This is a genomic window from Chryseobacterium sp. FH2, from assembly GCF_001045455.1.
In the GTDB taxonomy this organism is placed as follows: Bacteria; Bacteroidota; Bacteroidia; order Flavobacteriales; family Weeksellaceae; genus Chryseobacterium.
Genome location: NZ_LFNE01000005.1, coordinates 253,489 through 272,188 on the forward strand (window position 1 = coordinate 253,489; position 18,700 = coordinate 272,188).

The 18,700-nt window shown below is 33.7% G+C and carries 11 protein-coding genes; 3 read left to right on the top strand and 8 right to left on the bottom strand.

Annotated elements, in window-relative coordinates; all coding sequences use genetic code 11:
• Positions 1 to 39: 39 nt before the first annotated feature.
• The 8 genes from ACM39_RS10255 to rimP all read right to left on the bottom strand — a co-directional run bounded on the left by ACM39_RS10255 (position 40) and on the right by rimP (position 15,049).
• On the bottom strand, positions 40 to 1,980 hold the full coding sequence (locus ACM39_RS10255) for a LysM peptidoglycan-binding domain-containing protein (protein WP_048510932.1): 1,941 nt from the start codon (positions 1,978 to 1,980) through the stop codon (positions 40 to 42).
• A 38-nt stretch (positions 1,981 to 2,018) separates the two neighbouring features.
• Positions 2,019 to 3,605: a bacillithiol biosynthesis cysteine-adding enzyme BshC gene (gene bshC, locus ACM39_RS10260; protein ID WP_048510933.1), complete on the bottom strand. Its 1,587-nt coding sequence runs from the start codon at positions 3,603 to 3,605 to the stop codon at positions 2,019 to 2,021.
• Positions 3,606 to 3,618: 13 nt separating this feature from the next.
• On the bottom strand, positions 3,619 to 5,565 hold the full coding sequence (locus ACM39_RS10265) for a putative porin (RefSeq protein WP_048510934.1): 1,947 nt from the start codon (positions 5,563 to 5,565) through the stop codon (positions 3,619 to 3,621).
• 89 nt (positions 5,566 to 5,654) lie between these two features.
• Positions 5,655 to 7,121, bottom strand: coding sequence for a RagB/SusD family nutrient uptake outer membrane protein (locus tag ACM39_RS10270; RefSeq protein WP_048510935.1), 1,467 nt, complete (start codon positions 7,119 to 7,121; stop codon positions 5,655 to 5,657).
• Between the two features lie 10 nt (positions 7,122 to 7,131).
• A complete protein-coding gene (locus ACM39_RS10275) occupies positions 7,132 to 9,948 on the bottom strand; it encodes a SusC/RagA family TonB-linked outer membrane protein (RefSeq protein ID WP_048510936.1) in 2,817 nt (938 codons plus the stop codon).
• Between the two features lie 308 nt (positions 9,949 to 10,256).
• Positions 10,257 to 13,253, bottom strand: a complete 2,997-nt coding sequence (gene infB / locus ACM39_RS10280) for a translation initiation factor IF-2 (protein ID WP_048510937.1) — start codon at positions 13,251 to 13,253, stop codon at positions 10,257 to 10,259.
• A 77-nt stretch (positions 13,254 to 13,330) separates the two neighbouring features.
• Entirely contained in the window at positions 13,331 to 14,566 is a 1,236-nt protein-coding gene (gene nusA / locus ACM39_RS10285; protein ID WP_048510938.1) for a transcription termination factor NusA, read from the bottom strand.
• 15 nt (positions 14,567 to 14,581) lie between these two features.
• Positions 14,582 to 15,049, bottom strand: coding sequence for a ribosome assembly cofactor RimP (gene rimP, locus ACM39_RS10290; protein WP_048510939.1), 468 nt, complete (start codon positions 15,047 to 15,049; stop codon positions 14,582 to 14,584).
• A gap of 221 nt (positions 15,050 to 15,270) precedes the next feature.
• Here rimP and ACM39_RS10295 point away from each other — a divergent pair, with 221 nt between their 5' ends.
• The 3 genes from ACM39_RS10295 to rfbA are packed head-to-tail and all read left to right on the top strand — an operon-like array spanning position 15,271 to position 18,542.
• Complete coding sequence (locus ACM39_RS10295) at positions 15,271 to 16,587, top strand: UDP-glucose dehydrogenase family protein (RefSeq protein WP_048510940.1); 1,317 nt, start codon at positions 15,271 to 15,273, stop codon at positions 16,585 to 16,587.
• Positions 16,588 to 17,667, top strand: a complete 1,080-nt coding sequence (gene rfbB / locus ACM39_RS10300; RefSeq protein WP_048510941.1) for a dTDP-glucose 4,6-dehydratase — start codon at positions 16,588 to 16,590, stop codon at positions 17,665 to 17,667. It abuts the gene before it with no gap.
• An 11-nt stretch (positions 17,668 to 17,678) separates the two neighbouring features.
• Positions 17,679 to 18,542 (top strand): glucose-1-phosphate thymidylyltransferase RfbA, encoded by an 864-nt coding sequence (gene rfbA / locus ACM39_RS10305; RefSeq protein WP_048510942.1) that lies wholly within the window; start codon positions 17,679 to 17,681, stop codon positions 18,540 to 18,542.
• Positions 18,543 to 18,700 lie beyond the last annotated feature (158 nt).

An 18,700-nucleotide genomic window follows, 5' to 3' on the forward strand; every position in this document is an offset into this window, starting at 1 on the left:
TATAACGTTAATAATATTCTTTAAAAACAACAAAATCACTTAAGGCACCAATCTAATTACACGGTAACCTGTATTTACATAAGCTCCGTTTGCCTTAGGTTTTACAAACTCAAATTTTGTAGCCAACTGAGTCTGAACTTTATTCATTTGTTTAAAGATTTCTCCTTTTTTATTTTCTCTTGTTAGCATGTCATTTACAACATCAAAGCCTACAATCGCATATTTCGGAGGTGTTTTGCAGTATTTACCTTTGTAAGCTGCTAAAATTTCTTTTTCAAAACTTCCGTCAGTATTGATCTTTCTGTCCATCAGGTAAACTAAATTTGCCTGGCTCAAATCGTCTATTTTTTTCTCAAAAACCGGAGAATAGTACATGCTGAAAGCTTTTATACCCTGAACTTCTTTGGATAAAGCAATCAATTTATTAGCAAAAGCATCTCCAACGCTGTCATTAGCATTTGCTAAAATGGCAATCACAGGAGCAGATTGACCTGTCATCATATTTTGATCAAGCTGAATATCCGCAGGAGAATTTACAATAGTCACCGTTGGATTCTTAAGTGTTTTTTCAAGACTGGCTTTGATATAATTTGCATTGTCTTTTTTGCTGTCTGCAACGATATAGATTTTTTGGTCAGAATAGGTGGATTTTACTTCATCAACAATTTTATCAGCATACGTCTGATCGTTTGTTTCAATAATAATCAGATTACTGTAATTATATAATTCCGGAGAGTTGGCAAATGGTGCTACAATCGGGATTTTTTGATTTTTTGTAAAGTCTAGAACATCAATGACGTTAGACTTGAAGAACGGCCCTATAATCAAATCCGTATTATTAGGGTTTAGTTGTGTCAATGAATTTTTAAATGTCGCTTCATTTCCTGAATCAACAATTTTCACCTCAAGTTTTTGACCGTTTCTGGCATTTCTCTCGATCGCAAGCTTAGCACCTGTCAGGAAATCCATTGCCATGGCTCTGTATTGAGTTTCGTTTGTACTGTACCCGAAAGGCAGCATTAAAACAACGCTCAGCGCATCACCGCTCTTCTTTACATAAGCAGGATCAAGTTTTTTAATTTTTAAAACCATTCCTGTTTTTAAACCGTGAGATAAATCAGGGTTCAGAGCAATTAATTCGTCAATTGTAATTCCATATTTATTAACAATTGAAAAAACGGTATCTCCTTGTTGGACTGTATATGTCACATAATCATCTGCGGCAAGATTTGCCGAAACTACGGAAGATCTCTCATTTCCTGAATCTACTTTTGCTTTTGAATTTGAAGGAGCTTCAGCTAGGGTATTATTATCTGTATTTGATTTCTTTATCTTAATAGCTTCACCAGGCTTCAATCCTTTTGCTTCCAATCCTGGATTTAATGCAAAAAGTTCTTGCTGAGTGATATTGAATTGTTTTGAAATCCTATAATAATTATCTTTTGATTGGATTACATAATTTTCTCCATCCGCAACAGAAGCCGGAGTTTCAACAACTGCCGTCTCTACGGGTTTTGTAGTTGTAATGGCTACGGAAGCCTGTTCGCCACCATATTTTTTAATACTTTCAAGAGGTAATGTAATCTCATCTCCTATTTTCATATGAGAATCTAACTCGGGATTTAATTTTCTTAAATCAGACTCAGAAATCCTGTATTGTTTTGTGATACCATACACTGTTTGCTTAGGCTGTAAAACAATTTTCCCTACTTGAGAACTATTAACTGGTTTTGTATTTTCAGCAACAGCAGTTTTCGGAGCTGAAGTTACCGCTTTGTCACTTTTTACACTCAAAACATCTCCAATCGCCAGTTTGCCGTCTTTAAACTTAGGGTTCAGTTTCAGCAATTCATCTACAGTCATCCCGTATTTTTTTGCAATATTGTAAGGATTATCTCCTTTTGCAACGGTGTGCGATTTCTGAGCAGATACACCCAAAACCATACATAAACTGGATAGAATAAAAAACCTTTTTATCATAGTCGATAATTATAATTTACAAAAATACTCCTTTAAAATTAAATGGCAATAATTATTAATTTTGATTCTTGAACTACCATTTGTTCCAAACAATTTTCAAGCCATGAATATCCATAATCCGCAAAGAATACACTAAAATTATAAACCCTTTCCTGCCAGTTTTTATAGGGATGTACATCTAAAAATAAATTCTCCAGCCTTTCCAATAATTCGCTTTGTTTTATTTTTTCTGCGTGAAGAAGACGCTTTTTTAATCTTTTAAAAGACTTTAATTGCCGTATTTCTTCAGCTTTCACCATATTTCCAAAAGATTTTTCGGTAGTTTCGGCGATTGATTTTAGTTCCGAAAAATTGTTAAGTAAAAGGTTTTCTTTTTCGTTTAATAATTTCAATATGACATTATCGTCTAAAATTTTATTATTGGTAATTGTTGTAAAATTCTGAAAGAAATCGTCAATTTTCAGATCCAGTTTTTCTATTTTTCCTAAAGTTTTCTTCTTTAAAAATAACATTGAATTTCGCGGAATCAAAATTGGAAAAGGAATATTTATCTTGGTGAAATAATCTTTTAGTTCCAGCCAGTACATAATTTCGGCATTCCCTCCGATATACGCCAAATTTGGCAACACCGTTTCCTGGTAAACAGGTCGCATCAAAGCATTCGGACTGAATTTTTCAGGGTGATTTTCCAATTCATTTAAGATTTCTTCCTTGGTGAATTGAATATTTTTATCAATAACAATATATTTTTGTCCGTCAAAATCAATCCTGTCTCTTGTTTCAGATAAATAGAATAGATTAATCTCTCGAGGATTTACCTGAACTTTTCCATACTTCTCAGTAAGGAAGTCAACTTTTTGTTTTGAGGTTTTATATAAACTAAAATTAAGAAGCTCATCCTTGAAGGTTTGCTTAATTTGATTTTTAAGCTCTTTTGAATCTCCGTCAAGCATCAGAAGTCCAAATTCCGAGAAGAGTCTGTTTACCAAAATCCGGATCGCATCCGTAAGCGTATTTCCAACTTTATAAGCTTCTTTGAGCATTAAAATCAATTCTGTCCCGAAAATAGAATCCTTGAATTCTTTTTCAAATTCAGAGATGAAAAATGTATCGTTGATTTGAATTTTTCCAACTGCACCACCCTGTTTTCCGCTAATTTCGTAATAGTTATCCTCTGTTTTAAAATGATTAATTTCAGCAAAATCATGATCTTCTGAAGCCATCCAATATACCGGAACAAAATTAAAATCCGGAAAATATCCTTTTAAGTAAGTACAGGTTTTTATCGTTTGTAAAATCTTGTATACAAAGAAAACCGGCCCTGAGAACAGGTTCAGCTGATGTCCTGTCGTAATTGTAAATGTATTGGGTTGCTGTAAGCTTTCTATATTCTCTTCCTGCTTCGATGAAAGCTTAAGATATGAAAGTTGTTTTTGAAATGCATTAAACAGAACCTCTCTTTGCTGTAAAGTAAAAGAATTTTGCTTTAAATGAATTTGTTTTTTAAAATTATCTAAAGAAAATGTAGTTTCTTCAAATCCCTCGATATGTTGGTTTAAAAAATCTTTTACCAATTGAGGTATATTTTCTATATCGTTAAATGATATTTTATTTATTGTTTTCAACCTGATTCTACTTTTAGTTGAACATATACCACACAATTCCGATATTTAATCTAAAATCATAAACCGGATAATGTGGAAATGCATAAGCTTTGTTATTTGAAAGAACTGTTCCAACCTGCTGTCCTTCTATAAAGAAGAACATTTTTTTCACTTTCATATTAAAATAAACATCAACAATCGGTTGTCCGCCAATCGAGAATGAATTTGCATTGGGTAAAATATATTCGTTGATGATGGGAAAATAATCTCTCGATGCAAATTTTGAGAAATAATAGACCTTGATTCCGGTTTGCACTTCGGCCGCTTTTTTAAACCATTTTCCTTGATAAAAAATATTTGCCCTACCGATGAAACTTGGCATTGGGTACAATTCCTTATTTGTCAAAGCATTTTGGAACTGCAATCTTGTATTCAGATGAAAACTTCCATAGCTGAATGTGGCATCACCTCCAATTTGAGAAATATCTAATGAACTTTCACTTTGTTGAGGCTTTGCGTCACTATCAAAATATGTATAATTATCAATTCTAAAATAATTGGCAAATAATTTAGTCTGAAACCATTTCAGATTAATATCTCCTCCAATTTCCATGATAGACTGATTCTTTGCATTCTGTAAGTAATAATTGTATTTATTATAGATAGATGTATTTAAAAGATAATTAAAGCTTGGATAAGTACTTTGGAAATTCACTTTAGCATTTACAAAATAATCCTTAACAGGCTCAAATTTTAAATTATTTGTTGTTTTTAAATAATTTCCAAATTCATTTCCCTTTGAAAACTCTAAGAATGAATTTACCTGAACTTTATCAAAAAGCTTGATTTGTAAATTTCCGACAGCACCGATCCTGTTTTCTTTAAGTTTTGTCGGATAGGTTAAATCATTTAAAGTAATTCCATTTTCTAATCCAAATTCCAGCATCTGATATCGCACTCCCGCATCTAATTTAAATTTTTCATTATCAAAAACTAAGCTTACCGTATTACTCAAATTATTAGAAAATTTCTGAGTTCCTAAATTATACCCGTTAACCAATTCTGCGGGGTCTGTATACCAGTAGGATTCTAAAGCATTCTGACTATAAAAATATTTATTTCCCTGGTGAAAAATCGTATGTCTTATTCTGAAAGGAAATTTTTCAGAATTAAAAGGAGTGAACTGATGGCTTAAATAATATCTTCTATATGAAAACTGCGAACTTGAAGATGCCAAATTCACCTGTACATTTTGCCTGTTACTCGAATTACTATCCCCGGACTGGAAAAGATCATCTTCAACAATCCCTCCGTTTTCCTGATTGTTTACATTCTGATGTAAATAATGGGCAAAGGCCTCATAATTTCCACTTTTAGAGACATAATGCCCAGAGAAAAGTGTATTATTATTGGCAGCTAATGAATTCCGATAAAGCCCCTGTGAACGAAGCCCCATATATTCTACCGCAAAGTTGAATCGTTTACCAATATTTTGAGTATAAGTTGATTTTAAAGCCGCCCCGTTTTTCATTGTATTATGATAAACAAAAGTTGCTGTCGGCGTTTTCACATCATAATACTGAATGTCATTAATTCCTAAAATTCCGTAAGATTTATTCGTGGGAAGTAAGCCTAAGTTTTGTTCGGCATTAATTTCAAAAGACAAAGGATTAAATCCTGAACCAACATTAGCAAATTGTACTCTACCAAAATTGTCTTTGTTATTATATTGTGTAAAAATAAATGTTTTATCAAAAGTCATAACAGTATCAAATACCTTCTTCTCTGAAAACTGTGTCTGATACTGATAATCATTAATTGTTGGTTTAAATATTTTTAAGGAATCTTTCTTTCCGGAGTCTATGACCAAGGTATCTTTTGCTGCAAGCTTTTTTTCAAGTGTATTTGAGTCTGTTTTATTAACTACCTGAGCATTAGCTATGAATCCGAAGAAAGTTATTATAAAAAGTATATACTTCATTATTCTTTTTTGTAAAGCAAAAATAAGAAATAAAAGGAAATAAAAAACCCTGCTTAGAGCAGGGTTTTATTATAGATTATTTTTGATTATTAATAACCAGGGTTTTGTGGCAAATTTGGGTCATTATTAATTGAAGTTACAGGTATTGGCCATTGCCATAAATAACTTGAAGCTGCTATAGTTTGAGTACTAGCAGGTGTCCCCGTACCATCTGCTCTGGCTCCTTCTCCTGTCCTTTGAAGACCTAAAGCTAAACGTTTTAAAGTGTAAAATCTGTCCATTTCAAATGCAAGTTCTAATCTCCTTTGAAGCATTATCTCATTCCATAAATTAGTTCCACTTAAAGTCACATCTGTATAACCTGCATATCTTTGCTTTTTAAGCGTATTAAGCAAAGTATTTGCTAAAGTCTCGTTTCCAATTTTATATGCCGCTTCTGCAACATTTAAATAAACTTCCGCAGTTCTTAAATACTTAATTTCTATAATATTTAAAGATGAGGTTTCTGCTGTGTTTGTAGCATATTTAACAACAGAATTAGCTGTAAGACTGTTAACTCCTGAAACATAGGTACTTTGTCTCATATATGCAGATTTTCTAACATCAGTTGGAGTAAATAACTCATAAACAGATTTAGGCACTACATATTCGGCTCTGATATTACCTCCTGTAGCAGTAGCACCTTGTTGATATACTGTACCAGTAGTAACCGCTTCGTTTGCAGAATTTAAAACTTTAAACAAAACTCCATCTGTATTATTAGAAGACCAAACTAAAGGGAAATTAGACAAAGAGCCAACGCTTGAAGACATTGAAATCGATTGTTGTCCATAATTTACAGTATTCTGATAATCTCCTTTATATAAATAAACTCTCGATAACATACCAAGAATTGCAGGTTTAGTAAGCCTTCCTTTATCTGTTGAATTCCCTATATTATTAGCTGCAAAAGTTAAGTCATCAATAATTTTATCATATACTTGAGCAACAGTTAATTTTCGACCAAAAGAAGTCCCCATAGGTTCATAGGTATCAACATAATCAATACCCATTGATGAATTTGCATCACTACTTTGAGTTGGAATTTTACAATATGCACGGACTAAATCAAAATGTATCATTGCTCTAATACCTCTAGCTTGCGCCATGATATCATTTTTATCAGCACCATCGGGTAAATTATTAATATATAACATTGGCAAATTAGCATAACTAATTGCTTTATAACCATATATAAATAAATTAGTTACAGACCCTACTCCTCCATTAAAATTCCAGTTATATGCAAGAAAATTAGTTTGTCTTCCTAATGGACTAATAACCAAATTATCAGATATTTCATCGGGAATAGCAAGTTGATTAGTATCTCCTGCAAAATATCCACTATTTTTCATTGCATCATATGCTGCATTAATTCCAGCTTGAAATCCGCTAACAGTTTTAAAAGCATCTATAGTTGCTACTTTTTGAGGAGAAGTTTGTTCTAAGTCTCTTTCGCAAGAACTCATAATGCCTAAAGAAACTAAACCTATAATTAAATATTTAATATTTTTCATTTTTTATCCTTTAAAATTTTAAATCAAATCCAATTGTAAATGTTTTAACATTTGGGTAAGAATATGCATAATATGAGTTAGGTACATAATTAGTGGTATTTTCACTCATTCCTATTGCAGATTCAGGATCTCCTTCAAATTTAGTCCACGTATATAAATTCTGTCCTTGTATATATACTCTAAATGAATTGAAAAAAGCATTTTCACCAAGGATCTCCTTATCGAATGTATATCCAATACTTAAACTTCTGAATTTAATATAATCTGTTTTTTGAAGAAAATAATCTGTTGTATATATTCCTTCATCAGACGGTTTAGGTAACACATTAGTATCTCCTGGATTTTGCCAATAATTAAAAGCATCAGTACTTTTATTAGTGTTATATTGTGCCGGATCAAGTCTGTCCAAAGCCGCATAATTTAATGCCCAACCTCCAAACTTATAACTAAACTCAGCACTCAAATCAAACTTCTTGTACGAAAATGACGTTCCAAACCCACCATATACCTTAGGCAAAGGAGACTTATCTGTAATATTCTGAATATCAGAAGTACTATAAACATTTGTAGCTGTCCCGCCAGGCAAATTATAAAATGTTTCTCCAGGATTTGGAGTTGTTCTATTTGTATAATATAGAGCCTCTCCATTATCAGGATTTACACCAGCATTCCTAACTAATCTAAAAATATATGGCATCTCACCAACTTTTAACATACTATTTCCATAGTATCCAGTTATTCTTTCAGTCTCTCCATTTTTTAAAGCTAACAGTTTATTTTTTACATTGGCAATATTTCCATGAATATTCCAATTTATTCTGCTATTTTTAATAATATCATACGAAAGTTCAGCTTCAATACCTTTATTTTCCATATCCCCTACGTTATCATACGTGGTATATCCTCCTAGTATATCAACACCTGAAACTTGTTGTAAGAAATCATTTCTTTTGGTTTTAAAATATTCAAATGAGCCTCTAAGTCTACTACCATACACAAAATCAAACCCATAGTTTTGCATTTTTGCCACTTCCCACTTCAGATTAGGATTACCATAAGTAACTTCATAAGCTGTAGGTGCTGTTCCATATAATCCAAAGCTTGCATATCCAATATTAACATAATCTGGAATTGTACTATCATTACCAACTGTACCATATGAAGCTCTTAATTTGAATGTTTTTAGATCTGTGTTTGCTAGAAAATTCTCTTTAGCAATATTCCATCCAGCACTTACACTCCAAAAATTACCAAATTTATTATTTGCTCCAAATCTAGAACTCCCATCCCTCCTCAATGAAGCACTAATAAAGTACTTTTTAGCAAAATCATAATCTAATAATCCAGCAAATGAGCTTAATGTATATATTGTTTTTGTAGACGTAGAAGTCAATATCGTTGAATAATTAGCTAATTGATAAGGATTTAATAATTCATTATTTTTATTTTGTTTAGAAGATGACATTGTGTTTGATGTCCCTTGATAAAACTCATGGAAAACGGTTAAATTAATGTGATGAGAATTAAATGTTTTATCAAAATCCAATCTATTATTAATAGTATAATTAAAAAGATCATTATTACTATTTGATAACCAACCATTTGCATATCCTAATATTCCTCCTAGTGTAGACCCTGGAAATATTGCCGACCACCCTTTAAGCTGAGCGTAAGTCCCCATTAAACTTGATCTGAATTTTAAATAATCAGTAAATTTATATTCACCATATAAATTACCATTCAGCCTTAAATTCTTATTAAAATTTGGGTTTGAATGAACCGCCTCTGTAAAAGGGAAACCTGCAGATGTTGAATTATAGCTCCCATCTGGATTAAAAACAGGTTCATAAGGATTTGCACTATACATAAAATTAATTGGATTTTGTGCATTATATAATTCTCTTTGGTTATCAGTTAATTGATATTGAAGAGATGTACTTATACCCAATTTTACTTTCTCTGTTAATTGACTATCAAAATTAAATCTGGCAGAATATCTTTTTAGAGCATCGAGATTACGTATAATGCCTGAATTATGATCATAACCCAATGAATAATAGTAAGAATTTTTACTATCTCCTCCGTTAGCGCTAAATAAGTAAGACTCTTCGGACGAAGTCTGCAAAACATCTTTCTGCCAATCATGATTTAAGGCTGTCAATGCAGATATCTGTGACGATGTCCAAGGTTCAAAACCTACATCATCAGCAATTGCATTCTCCCATTTTAATTTCTGTGACGCATCCATCATCTGGAAATTTAGTTCTTTATCAGAAATCTTTTTGGAGAAACCAAACCTAGTTTGCAACATATAAGTCGGTTTACCAGAAGCACCTCTTTTGGTCGTTACAACAAGTACTCCAGCTGATGCTCTAGAGCCATATTGAGCAGTTGATGCTGCATCTTTTAATATTGTCACCGATTCTACTTCACTAGGATTCAACGCATTGAATTGAGCTATTGAAACATACATCCCATCAAGAACGACTAATGGATCTAGGTTACCCAAACCAGCAACACCACGAATCTGAATAGATCCGCCATCTCCGGGTTTACCTCCATTTGCTTGAACTAAAACTCCCGGAGCCTTACCTTGAAGCATATTTGTCATTGAAAGGGTTGACTGTTGTTCAGAAAATTCTTTGGATGAAATAACTGATTGAGCTTGTATAATCTCATCTGCTTTCTTGGTTTTGTAACCAGTTACAACTACCTCTTCAATTTGCTTTTCTTTGGTTGCTGTATCTTTCTTTGTTGTTTGTGCAAAAGCAGTTTGTCCTAAGAAAAACAAAGCTCCTGCACTTAATACACGTAGTTTAACATTCATATTAACAAATTTTAATATATTTAATGGGCAAATATGTTAATAAATATTAACATTTGCAAGTTTTTTTATCACATATTAAGAACCTCCTTTTACATTTTAAGTTAAAAATTCCATAAAACAAATAAAATTTAACAATAATAGGAGGTTATTTTTCAAAAAAATACAAAATATTTACAATAAAAAAAACATTTAACAGCTTTTTATTAAAAAATAAAATATTATTTAGAATAATTATAAATTAAAAGGATTAAAAAAATAAAAAACCCGCTTCATAAGAAGCGGGTTTATTTTTATTATAAAAAGTAGAGTTATTTCAACTTTTTCTTTACGGCAACTTGCTCGTAAACTTCTAGTATATCGCCGATTTCGATATCATTATATCCCTTCAAATTCAATCCACATTCGTAACCTTTTGTTACTTCTTTGACATCATCTTTGAAACGTTTCAAACTTTCTAATTCTCCATCAAATTTCACAATACCATCACGAAGAACCCTTACTTTTGAATTTCTGGCAACTTTTCCTGAAAGAACCATACATCCGGCAATTGTTCCGACTTTAGAAATCTTAAATACCTCTCTGATCTCAACATTACCAATTACTTGCTCTTTAATTTCAGGAGAAAGCATCCCTTCCATAGCCTCTTTCACTTCTTCAATAGCAGCATAGATTACAGAGTAATTTCTAATTTCAATCTCCTCTTTATCTGCAAGATCTTTAGCATTAGCACCAGCTCTTACATTAAATCCGATGATAATAGCATCTGAAGCCGCAGCCAGGTTAACGTCTGATTCGGTAATCTGCCCAACACCTTTATGAAGGATATTTACGTTAATTTCAGCAGTTGACAATCTTTGTAATTGATCAGATAATGCCTCTACAGAACCATCCACATCACCTTTTAAGATGATATTCAATTCTTTGAAATCACCTAAGGCAATTCTTCTACCCAGCTCTTCAAGTGTTGTATGCTTTTTAGTTCTGATAGAAAGTTCTCTTTGAAGCTGTTCCCTTTTATTAGCAATAGTTTTAGCTTCACTTTCATCAGCATACACTTTAAATTTATCACCAGCTGTAGGAGCCCCGTCTAACCCTAAAATTGTAACAGGAATCGAAGGACCCGCTTCAGTAAGATTTCTTCCTCTTTCATCAAGCATTGCCTTCACCTTACCATGATTCTTACCTGCCAATACATAGTCACCAACCCTTAATGTTCCTGACTGTACTAACATCGTAGCAACATATCCTCTTCCTTTATCTAATGAAGCTTCAATTACAACTCCTTGTGCATTTCTATCAGGATTTGCTTTTAATTCTAGCATTTCTGCCTGAAGTAAAACTTTCTCCAATAATACATCTACGTTATTCCCAAACTTAGCAGAAATTTCCTGAGCCTGAACATTTCCTCCCCATTCTTCTACTAAAATATTCATTCCGGAAAGTTGTTGACGAACATTATCAGGATTAGCATTTGGTTTATCCACTTTATTGATTGCAATAATCATTGGTACACCCGCAGCCTGTGCGTGAGAAATAGCTTCTTTTGTCTGAGGCATCACATCATCATCGGCTGCTATTACAATAATTGCAATATCCGTGATCTGAGCACCTCTCGCTCTCATCGCTGTAAAGGCTTCGTGACCTGGTGTATCTAAGAATGTAATTCTTTGACCGTTTTCCAATTTCACATTATAGGCCCCGATATGCTGTGTAATACCTCCTGATTCACCAGCAATTACGTTTGTTTTTCTAACGTAGTCAAGCAATGAAGTTTTACCATGGTCAACGTGTCCCATTACTGTTACAATTGGAGCTCTTGGAGATAAATCTTCTTCATTGTCGATTTCTTCTTCAACTTCAGATTCACCAAGTTCTGCATCTGAGAACTCAATTTTATAACCAAATTCATCAGCAACTAATAATAATGTATCAGCTTCCAACCTTTGGTTCATTGTAACCATTACACCAAGTGAGAAACAAGCTGAAATTACTTCTGTAGGAGAAACATTCATTAAGCTCGCTAATTCACCAACAGTGATAAATTCCGTTACTTTTAATGTTCTGTCTGCCGCATCAATTTCTTGCTGACGTTCATCTTGTTCTCTACGGAAGTTCCTTTTGTCTTTTCTGTGTTTAGCAGATTTAGACTTTCCTCCTTTATTTGTTAATTTCTCAAGAGTTTCCTTGATTTGATTTTTAACCTGCTCATCTGTCAATTCAACAGGCATCGTTCTCTGTCCCGGTCTGTTATTACCAAAACGGTTCCCGCCACCTTGGCCGGGTGGACGATTTCCCTGACCACCTTGACCTGGTGGACGGTTTCCTTGATTATTATTACCAAAACGATTTCCACCACCTTGGCCCGGCGGACGGTTTCCGCCACCTTGACCTCCCTGGCCCTGAGGACGGTTTTGATTATTTCCTTGAGGACGGTTTCCCTGACCACCTCCTTGGTTATTATTACCGCCTTGCTGGTTATTTCCACCCTGCTGGTTATTATTACCTCCAGGCTTTTCAATTCTTTTTCTTTTCTTTTTCGCTCCAGAACTTGGTTTTGGTGCAAATTGAGTCAGGTCGATCTTTTCTCCGACAATCTTAGGACCGTCAAGTTTTTGATAAACTGTTTCAATTTTTTGTGGTTCCTGAGATTCTTCTTCAGGTTTTTTAGGTTCTCCTTTTGCCTCCGCAGGTTTAGCAGGAGTTTCAGCTACCGGTTTTGGAGCTTCTTTTACAGTTTCAACCGGTTTTTGCACAGGTTTTTCTTCTGCTTTTTTCCCCTCTTCTCTAGGTTTATCTTTTTTCACAGGCCTGTTTCTAGACTCTATTTGAGACAAATCAATTTTATCCAGAACTTTAAATTCCTGTTTTTCAGGAGCTGCTTTTCCTTCAGGAGCAGGAGCAACTTCTTCTTTCTTATCCTCAACTACAATCTTTTTTTCTTCAACGATAGGAGCTGGTTTTTCAACAGGAGTTTCCTCAACTTCAGGTTTTTTAGGTTCTAAATCTATTTTACCTAAAATTTTAGTTTCCGGTTTATTAGCTTTAGCTCTTATTACTTCAGGGGTTTTCTTTTCTTCAATTTCCAGTTTTTCTTCGGGAACTTTCGTGATCACCACCTCATGGGAAGCTTTACGCTGCTCGCCATCTTTGGCAAACTCAGCTTCCAATGCAGAATATGCCGCTTCTTCTAATTGAGCGTTAGGATTGCTTTCAACCTCGATACCCTTAGCTTGTAAAAATTCCACTAATCTGGACATCGAAATATTGAATTCCTTAACCGCTTTATTTAATCTAATTTTTGGCATCTATATTATTTACTGTTTTTTAATTCTTAAAATTAAAGTATTTCTTTTTTACTATTTATTAAAATTTATTTAAAATCTTAATCTTCAAATTCTTCTTTAAGTATACGCTTTACGTCTTCAATAGTTTCCTCTTCCAAATCTACCATTTTCAAAAGACTTTCTGTGTCTTTATCCAACACAGATTTCGCCGTAGTAAGACCTACTTTTTTAAATTCATCCAAAATCCATTGCTCGATGTCGTCATTAAATTCTCTTAATTCAACGTCATCATCTTCGCTAGACTCTCTATGCACATCAATTTCATAACCTGTCAACCAAGAAGCAAGCCTGATGTTTTGACCTTGTTTTCCGATAACTTTAGATATCTCTTCAACAGGAGTATAAACCAATGCGTAATTTTGCTCCTCGTTGATATCAATTTTATTAATGGTAACATTACCTAAAGCTCTTTTCACCAGGATTTCAGGGTTTTTAGACCACTGAATAACATCGATGTTTTCATTTTTCAACTCTCTTACAACGCCATGGATTCTTGATCCCTTCACTCCTACACAGGCTCCTACAGGATCAATTCTGTCGTCATAAGCATCTACCGCAATTTTCGCTTTCTCTCCAGGGATTCTTACTACTTTTTTCAACATAATAGTACCATCCTGGATTTCAGGAATTTCCAGTTCCAATAATTTCTCTAGGAATTTAGGGGCTGTTCTGGAAATAATAATCTGCGGTTTTGATCCTTTAAAATCTACTGTTTCAACAATAGCTCTGATATTTTCTCCTTTTTTAAAGAAGTCGGACCCTATCTGATTTTCTTTTGGCAAAATGAATTCGTTTCCTTCATCATCCAGCAAAATTACGTGTTTGTGACGTATGTGGTGAATTTCTCCAACCACAATTTCCCCAATTTTATCTCTAAACTGCTCATACAACATTGCATTGTTGTGTTCCTGCAGTTTTGTAGCCAATATCTGCTTCAAAGTCAGGATATTTCTTCTTCCCAGCTGAGCAACAGGAATTTCCATGGTAAAATCTTCTCCAACTTCGAAAGTAGGGTCAATCTTTTTAGCTTCAGAAATTTCAATTTCCAAATCGTCGTCTTCCGACATCTCGTCTTCTACAATCGTTTTATTCAAAAATATCTGAAAATCTCCTTTATCAGGGTTCACAATCACATCAAAATGATCATCCGAATCAAATCTTTTTCTTAAGAGTGTCTTCAGTGAATCTTCAATAATTGCCATAAGATCAATCTTACTGATCCCTTTTTCGTCTTTAAAATCACCAAAGGATTCAATCAACGCTATATTATCCATTTATTCTTTTTTCTTTTAAAATTTAATTGTTACTAATGCTTTCTTAATCTCAGAGTACGGAATTTCCTTTTCCTCCTCCACGTCTACTTTACCTTTACCTACATCTTTCGGTTTACGATAACGCAGAATAAGTGTGATTTTTTCATCATCCACCTTTGTCAGTTCAGCTTCGATTTTAGTAGAATCGTTTAACAAAACCTCAATTTCTCTTCCTATATTTTTTTTGAACTGTCTGGGAGTTGAGAGAGGCTCACTTAATCCGGCAGACATTACCTGAAGGCTGAAATCATGCTCCTCACGATCCATATTGAATTCTACTGCACGACTTACATCAAGACAATCCTGCAACGAGACTCCATTATCTCCGTCTAAAATCACCGTAATATCATCCCCTGCAGAAAACTTTAAATCAATAAGAAATAAATCTTTTCTTGTTTCAAGGAATTCGTTTAATAATTCTTCAATTCTTTTTCTAAACTCCATAAAATTACTTAAATCTTGATTTACAGTACGAAAAAAGGCTTTCTTCCGAAGGCCTTCCCATTATTTTACCGTAAATCCATTGCAAATATACAAATATTTTCTAAAAAAGCAAAATCATCTTATTATCAAATAAATAACTTAAAAAATGATTTACATCAAATTAAAGAATGTCATGAAAGTATTTTTATTATTTTTGTCATTAAATTTTAAAAACATACATTTTGAATATTACTATTGTAGGAACAGGTTATGTAGGTTTAGTTACAGGAACTACCCTAGCAGAACTTGGAAACTCAGTCTACTGCGTAGATATTGATGAAAAAAAAGTAGAAGGTATGAAAAACGGCGTCGTTCCCATTTATGAGCCGAACCTTGAAGAAATGTTCTTAAGAAACATTCAAGCTGAAAGATTATTTTTCACTACTAATTTGAAGGAAGCACTTGATAAAAGCGAAGTTGTATATCTTGCTTTACCCACCCCTCCGGGCGAAGATGGTTCCGCAGATCTTTCATACGTGATCAATGTTGCCCATAATATTGGAGAAATGATGACTGAATATAAGGTTATCGTTAACAAAAGCACTGTTCCTGTAGGAACTGCCGACAAAGTAAGAGAGGTGATTTCTTCTAAAACGAACATTCCTTTTGATGTGGTTTCCAATCCTGAATTCTTAAGAGAAGGTTTTGCTGTTGAGGATTCAATGAACCCTTCGAGAGTAGTTGTCGGAGCAAGTTCCGAAAAAGCACAGGGTATTATGGCTAAAATTTACCAGCCATTTACCAATACAGGTATTCCTATTATATTTATGGATGAGAAATCATCTGAACTTACAAAATATGCTGCTAACTCATTCCTAGCTGTAAAAATTACATTTATGAATGAAATTGCTAACTATTGCGAAAAAGTAGGTGCAGATGTAGACAAAGTAAGACTTGGAATGGGAAGTGATGACAGAATTGGCCACAGGTTCTTATTCCCGGGAATAGGATATGGAGGAAGCTGTTTTCCTAAAGATGTGAAAGCTTTAATAAAATCAGGAAAGCAAGAAAATTTTAATTTTCAAATTCTTGAAGCTACAGAAAATGTAAATACTTCTCAAAAAATAATTCTTGTCTCTGAAATTGAAAAATATTTTGGAGGAAATATAGAAGGAAAGAAAATTGCAATGTGGGGATTAGCTTTTAAAGCCAATACTGATGATATTCGTGAAGCCTCTTCTTTAGATAATATTGCCCTTCTTTTAGAAAAAGGCGCGAAAGTTGTAGCGTATGATGCCGTTGCAGAAAATAACGTACAAAAACTTCTTGGAGATAAAATACAATATGCCAAAAGTATGTATGAAGCCTTAGAAGGTGCAGATGCATTATTTGTTGCAACAGAATGGCCGGAATTCAAAAATCCTAATTTTGAATTAATGGCTAAAAAAATGAATAATAAAGTTATTTTTGACGGAAGGAATATGTATCCACTCGAAATTCCTGAGCAAAACGGATTTTATTATAAAAGTATAGGTAGAAAGACAATAGAAAATAACTAGATGAAAAATATAATCGTTACAGGAGGAGCGGGGTTTATTGGTTCCCACGTGGTAAGAGAGTTTGTAAAAAACAATCCGAATACGACAATAATTAATCTTGATGCCCTCACGTATGCAGGAAACCTAGAAAATTTAAAGGATATTGAAAATGAGCCTAATTATGTTTTCGAAAAAGCCGACATTACAAAACCTGAAGAATTAAGAAAAATATTCGAAAAATATAATCCTGATGCTGTGGTACATTTGGCGGCAGAAAGCCATGTTGACAGAAGTATCACTGATCCCACGGCATTTATCAATACTAATGTGAACGGAACAGCAAATCTCCTTAATCTTTGTAAAGAATTCTGGACATTAAATCCAGATCACACACACGGAAGATTTCCTGACGAAAAAAGAAAAAACCTTTTCTATCATGTTTCAACTGACGAAGTTTACGGAAGTTTAGGTGAAACAGGCTTTTTCCTTGAAACGACCTCTTACGACCCCCAGTCTCCATATTCAGCTTCTAAAGCAGCATCTGACCATTTGGTAAGAGCCTACGGAAATACTTACGGAATGCCTTTCATTGTTTCAAACTGTTCAAATAATTACGGCCCGAATCATTTCCCTGAAAAATTAATTCCCCTTTGTATTTCAAATATTATTAATGAAAGACCTTTGCCGATTTATGGTGACGGAAAATACACGAGAGACTGGTTATTTGTCATTGATCACGCTAAAGGAATTTACCAAATTTTCAACGAAGCAAAAACCGGTGAAACTTATAACATCGGAGGCTTCAATGAGTGGCAAAACATTGATTTAGTGAAAGAATTAATCAAGCAAATGGATGCCAAGCTCGGAAAACCAGAAGGTTATTCTGAAAAATTAATCACTTTCGTAAAAGACAGACCGGGACACGATAAGCGCTACGCAATTGATGCTACCAAACTGAATAAAGATTTGGGATGGAAACCATCAGTAACATTTGAAGAAGGGCTTTCAAAAACAATTGACTGGTATCTGGAAAATAAAGAATGGCTTGAAAACGTAACAAACGGGGATTACCAGAAATATTACGAAAAACAATATAACTAACACAAAAAAAGATGAAAGGTATTATTTTAGCCGGGGGTTCAGGCACAAGGCTTTATCCATTGACAATTGCTGTAAGTAAGCAATTGATGCCGATTTATGACAAACCAATGATTTATTACCCGCTTTCCACCTTATTATTAGCAGGCATTAAAGATATTTTAATCATTACAACCCCTCACGACCAAGCCGGATTCATTAAATTATTGGGAGACGGCTCTCAAATTGGCTGTAACATTGAATATGTAGTACAGCCAAATCCTGACGGCCTGGCCCAAGCCTTCATTTTAGGCGACAAATTTATTGGAAATGATTCTGCTGCTTTAGTTTTAGGAGATAATATTTTCTACGGCTCTGAAATGGGAACTTTATTGAAAAACAAAACAAATCCCGACGGCGGTGTTGTCTTTGCTTATCATGTTTCAGATCCTGAAAGATATGGTGTTGTAGAATTTGATGATAATTTTAAAGCTATTTCTATTGAAGAAAAACCTATATATCCAAAATCTAATTATGCAGTTCCCGGGTTGTATTTTTATGACAATGAAGTAGTTGAAATTGCAAAAAACATCAAACCCTCTGCAAGAGGCGAACTTGAAATCACCGATGTAAACAATGTTTATTTGAGTAAAAACAAGCTTGAGGTAGGCGTCTTAGATCGAGGAACAGCTTGGCTGGATACAGGGACGTTTGACTCCCTTAATGATGCTTCAGAGTTTGTGAGTGTTATTGAAAAGAGACAAGGTTTCAAAATAGGATGTATCGAAGAAATTGCTTTCAGAAATAACTTTATCAATGAAGAAAAACTCCTTGAAACAGCCAGTAAATACGGAAAAAGCGGCTATGGAGAATACTTAAAAAAACTCGTTAATAAATAAAAAATCAGTTTTAAATATTTACAACTATTAGCTATTATCACTGATAGTTTTTGTTCATAACAACAAATATTAATATATTAGTTGTAGTTTTTTAGTTTTATATGAATAATAATTCATGAATTTGAAAACATGAAGATATTTAAATATTATAAATTTGC

Bases quoted from the DNA above. Each gene is read 5' to 3' on its own strand.
- rimP (WP_048510939.1), bottom strand. From the start codon at position 15,049: ATGGAGTTTAGAAAAAGAATTGAAGAATTATTAAACGAATTCCTTGAA.
- rfbA (WP_048510942.1), top strand. From the start codon at position 17,679: ATGAAAGGTATTATTTTAGCCGGGGGTTCAGGCACAAGGCTTTATCCA.
- ACM39_RS10255 (WP_048510932.1), bottom strand. From the start codon at position 1,980: ATGATAAAAAGGTTTTTTATTCTATCCAGTTTATGTATGGTTTTGGGT.
- ACM39_RS10275 (WP_048510936.1), bottom strand. From the start codon at position 9,948: ATGAATGTTAAACTACGTGTATTAAGTGCAGGAGCTTTGTTTTTCTTA.
- ACM39_RS10265 (WP_048510934.1), bottom strand. From the start codon at position 5,565: ATGAAGTATATACTTTTTATAATAACTTTCTTCGGATTCATAGCTAAT.
- ACM39_RS10270 (WP_048510935.1), bottom strand. From the start codon at position 7,121: ATGAAAAATATTAAATATTTAATTATAGGTTTAGTTTCTTTAGGCATT.
- rfbB (WP_048510941.1), top strand. From the start codon at position 16,588: ATGAAAAATATAATCGTTACAGGAGGAGCGGGGTTTATTGGTTCCCAC.
- infB (WP_048510937.1), bottom strand. From the start codon at position 13,253: ATGCCAAAAATTAGATTAAATAAAGCGGTTAAGGAATTCAATATTTCG.
- nusA (WP_048510938.1), bottom strand. From the start codon at position 14,566: ATGGATAATATAGCGTTGATTGAATCCTTTGGTGATTTTAAAGACGAA.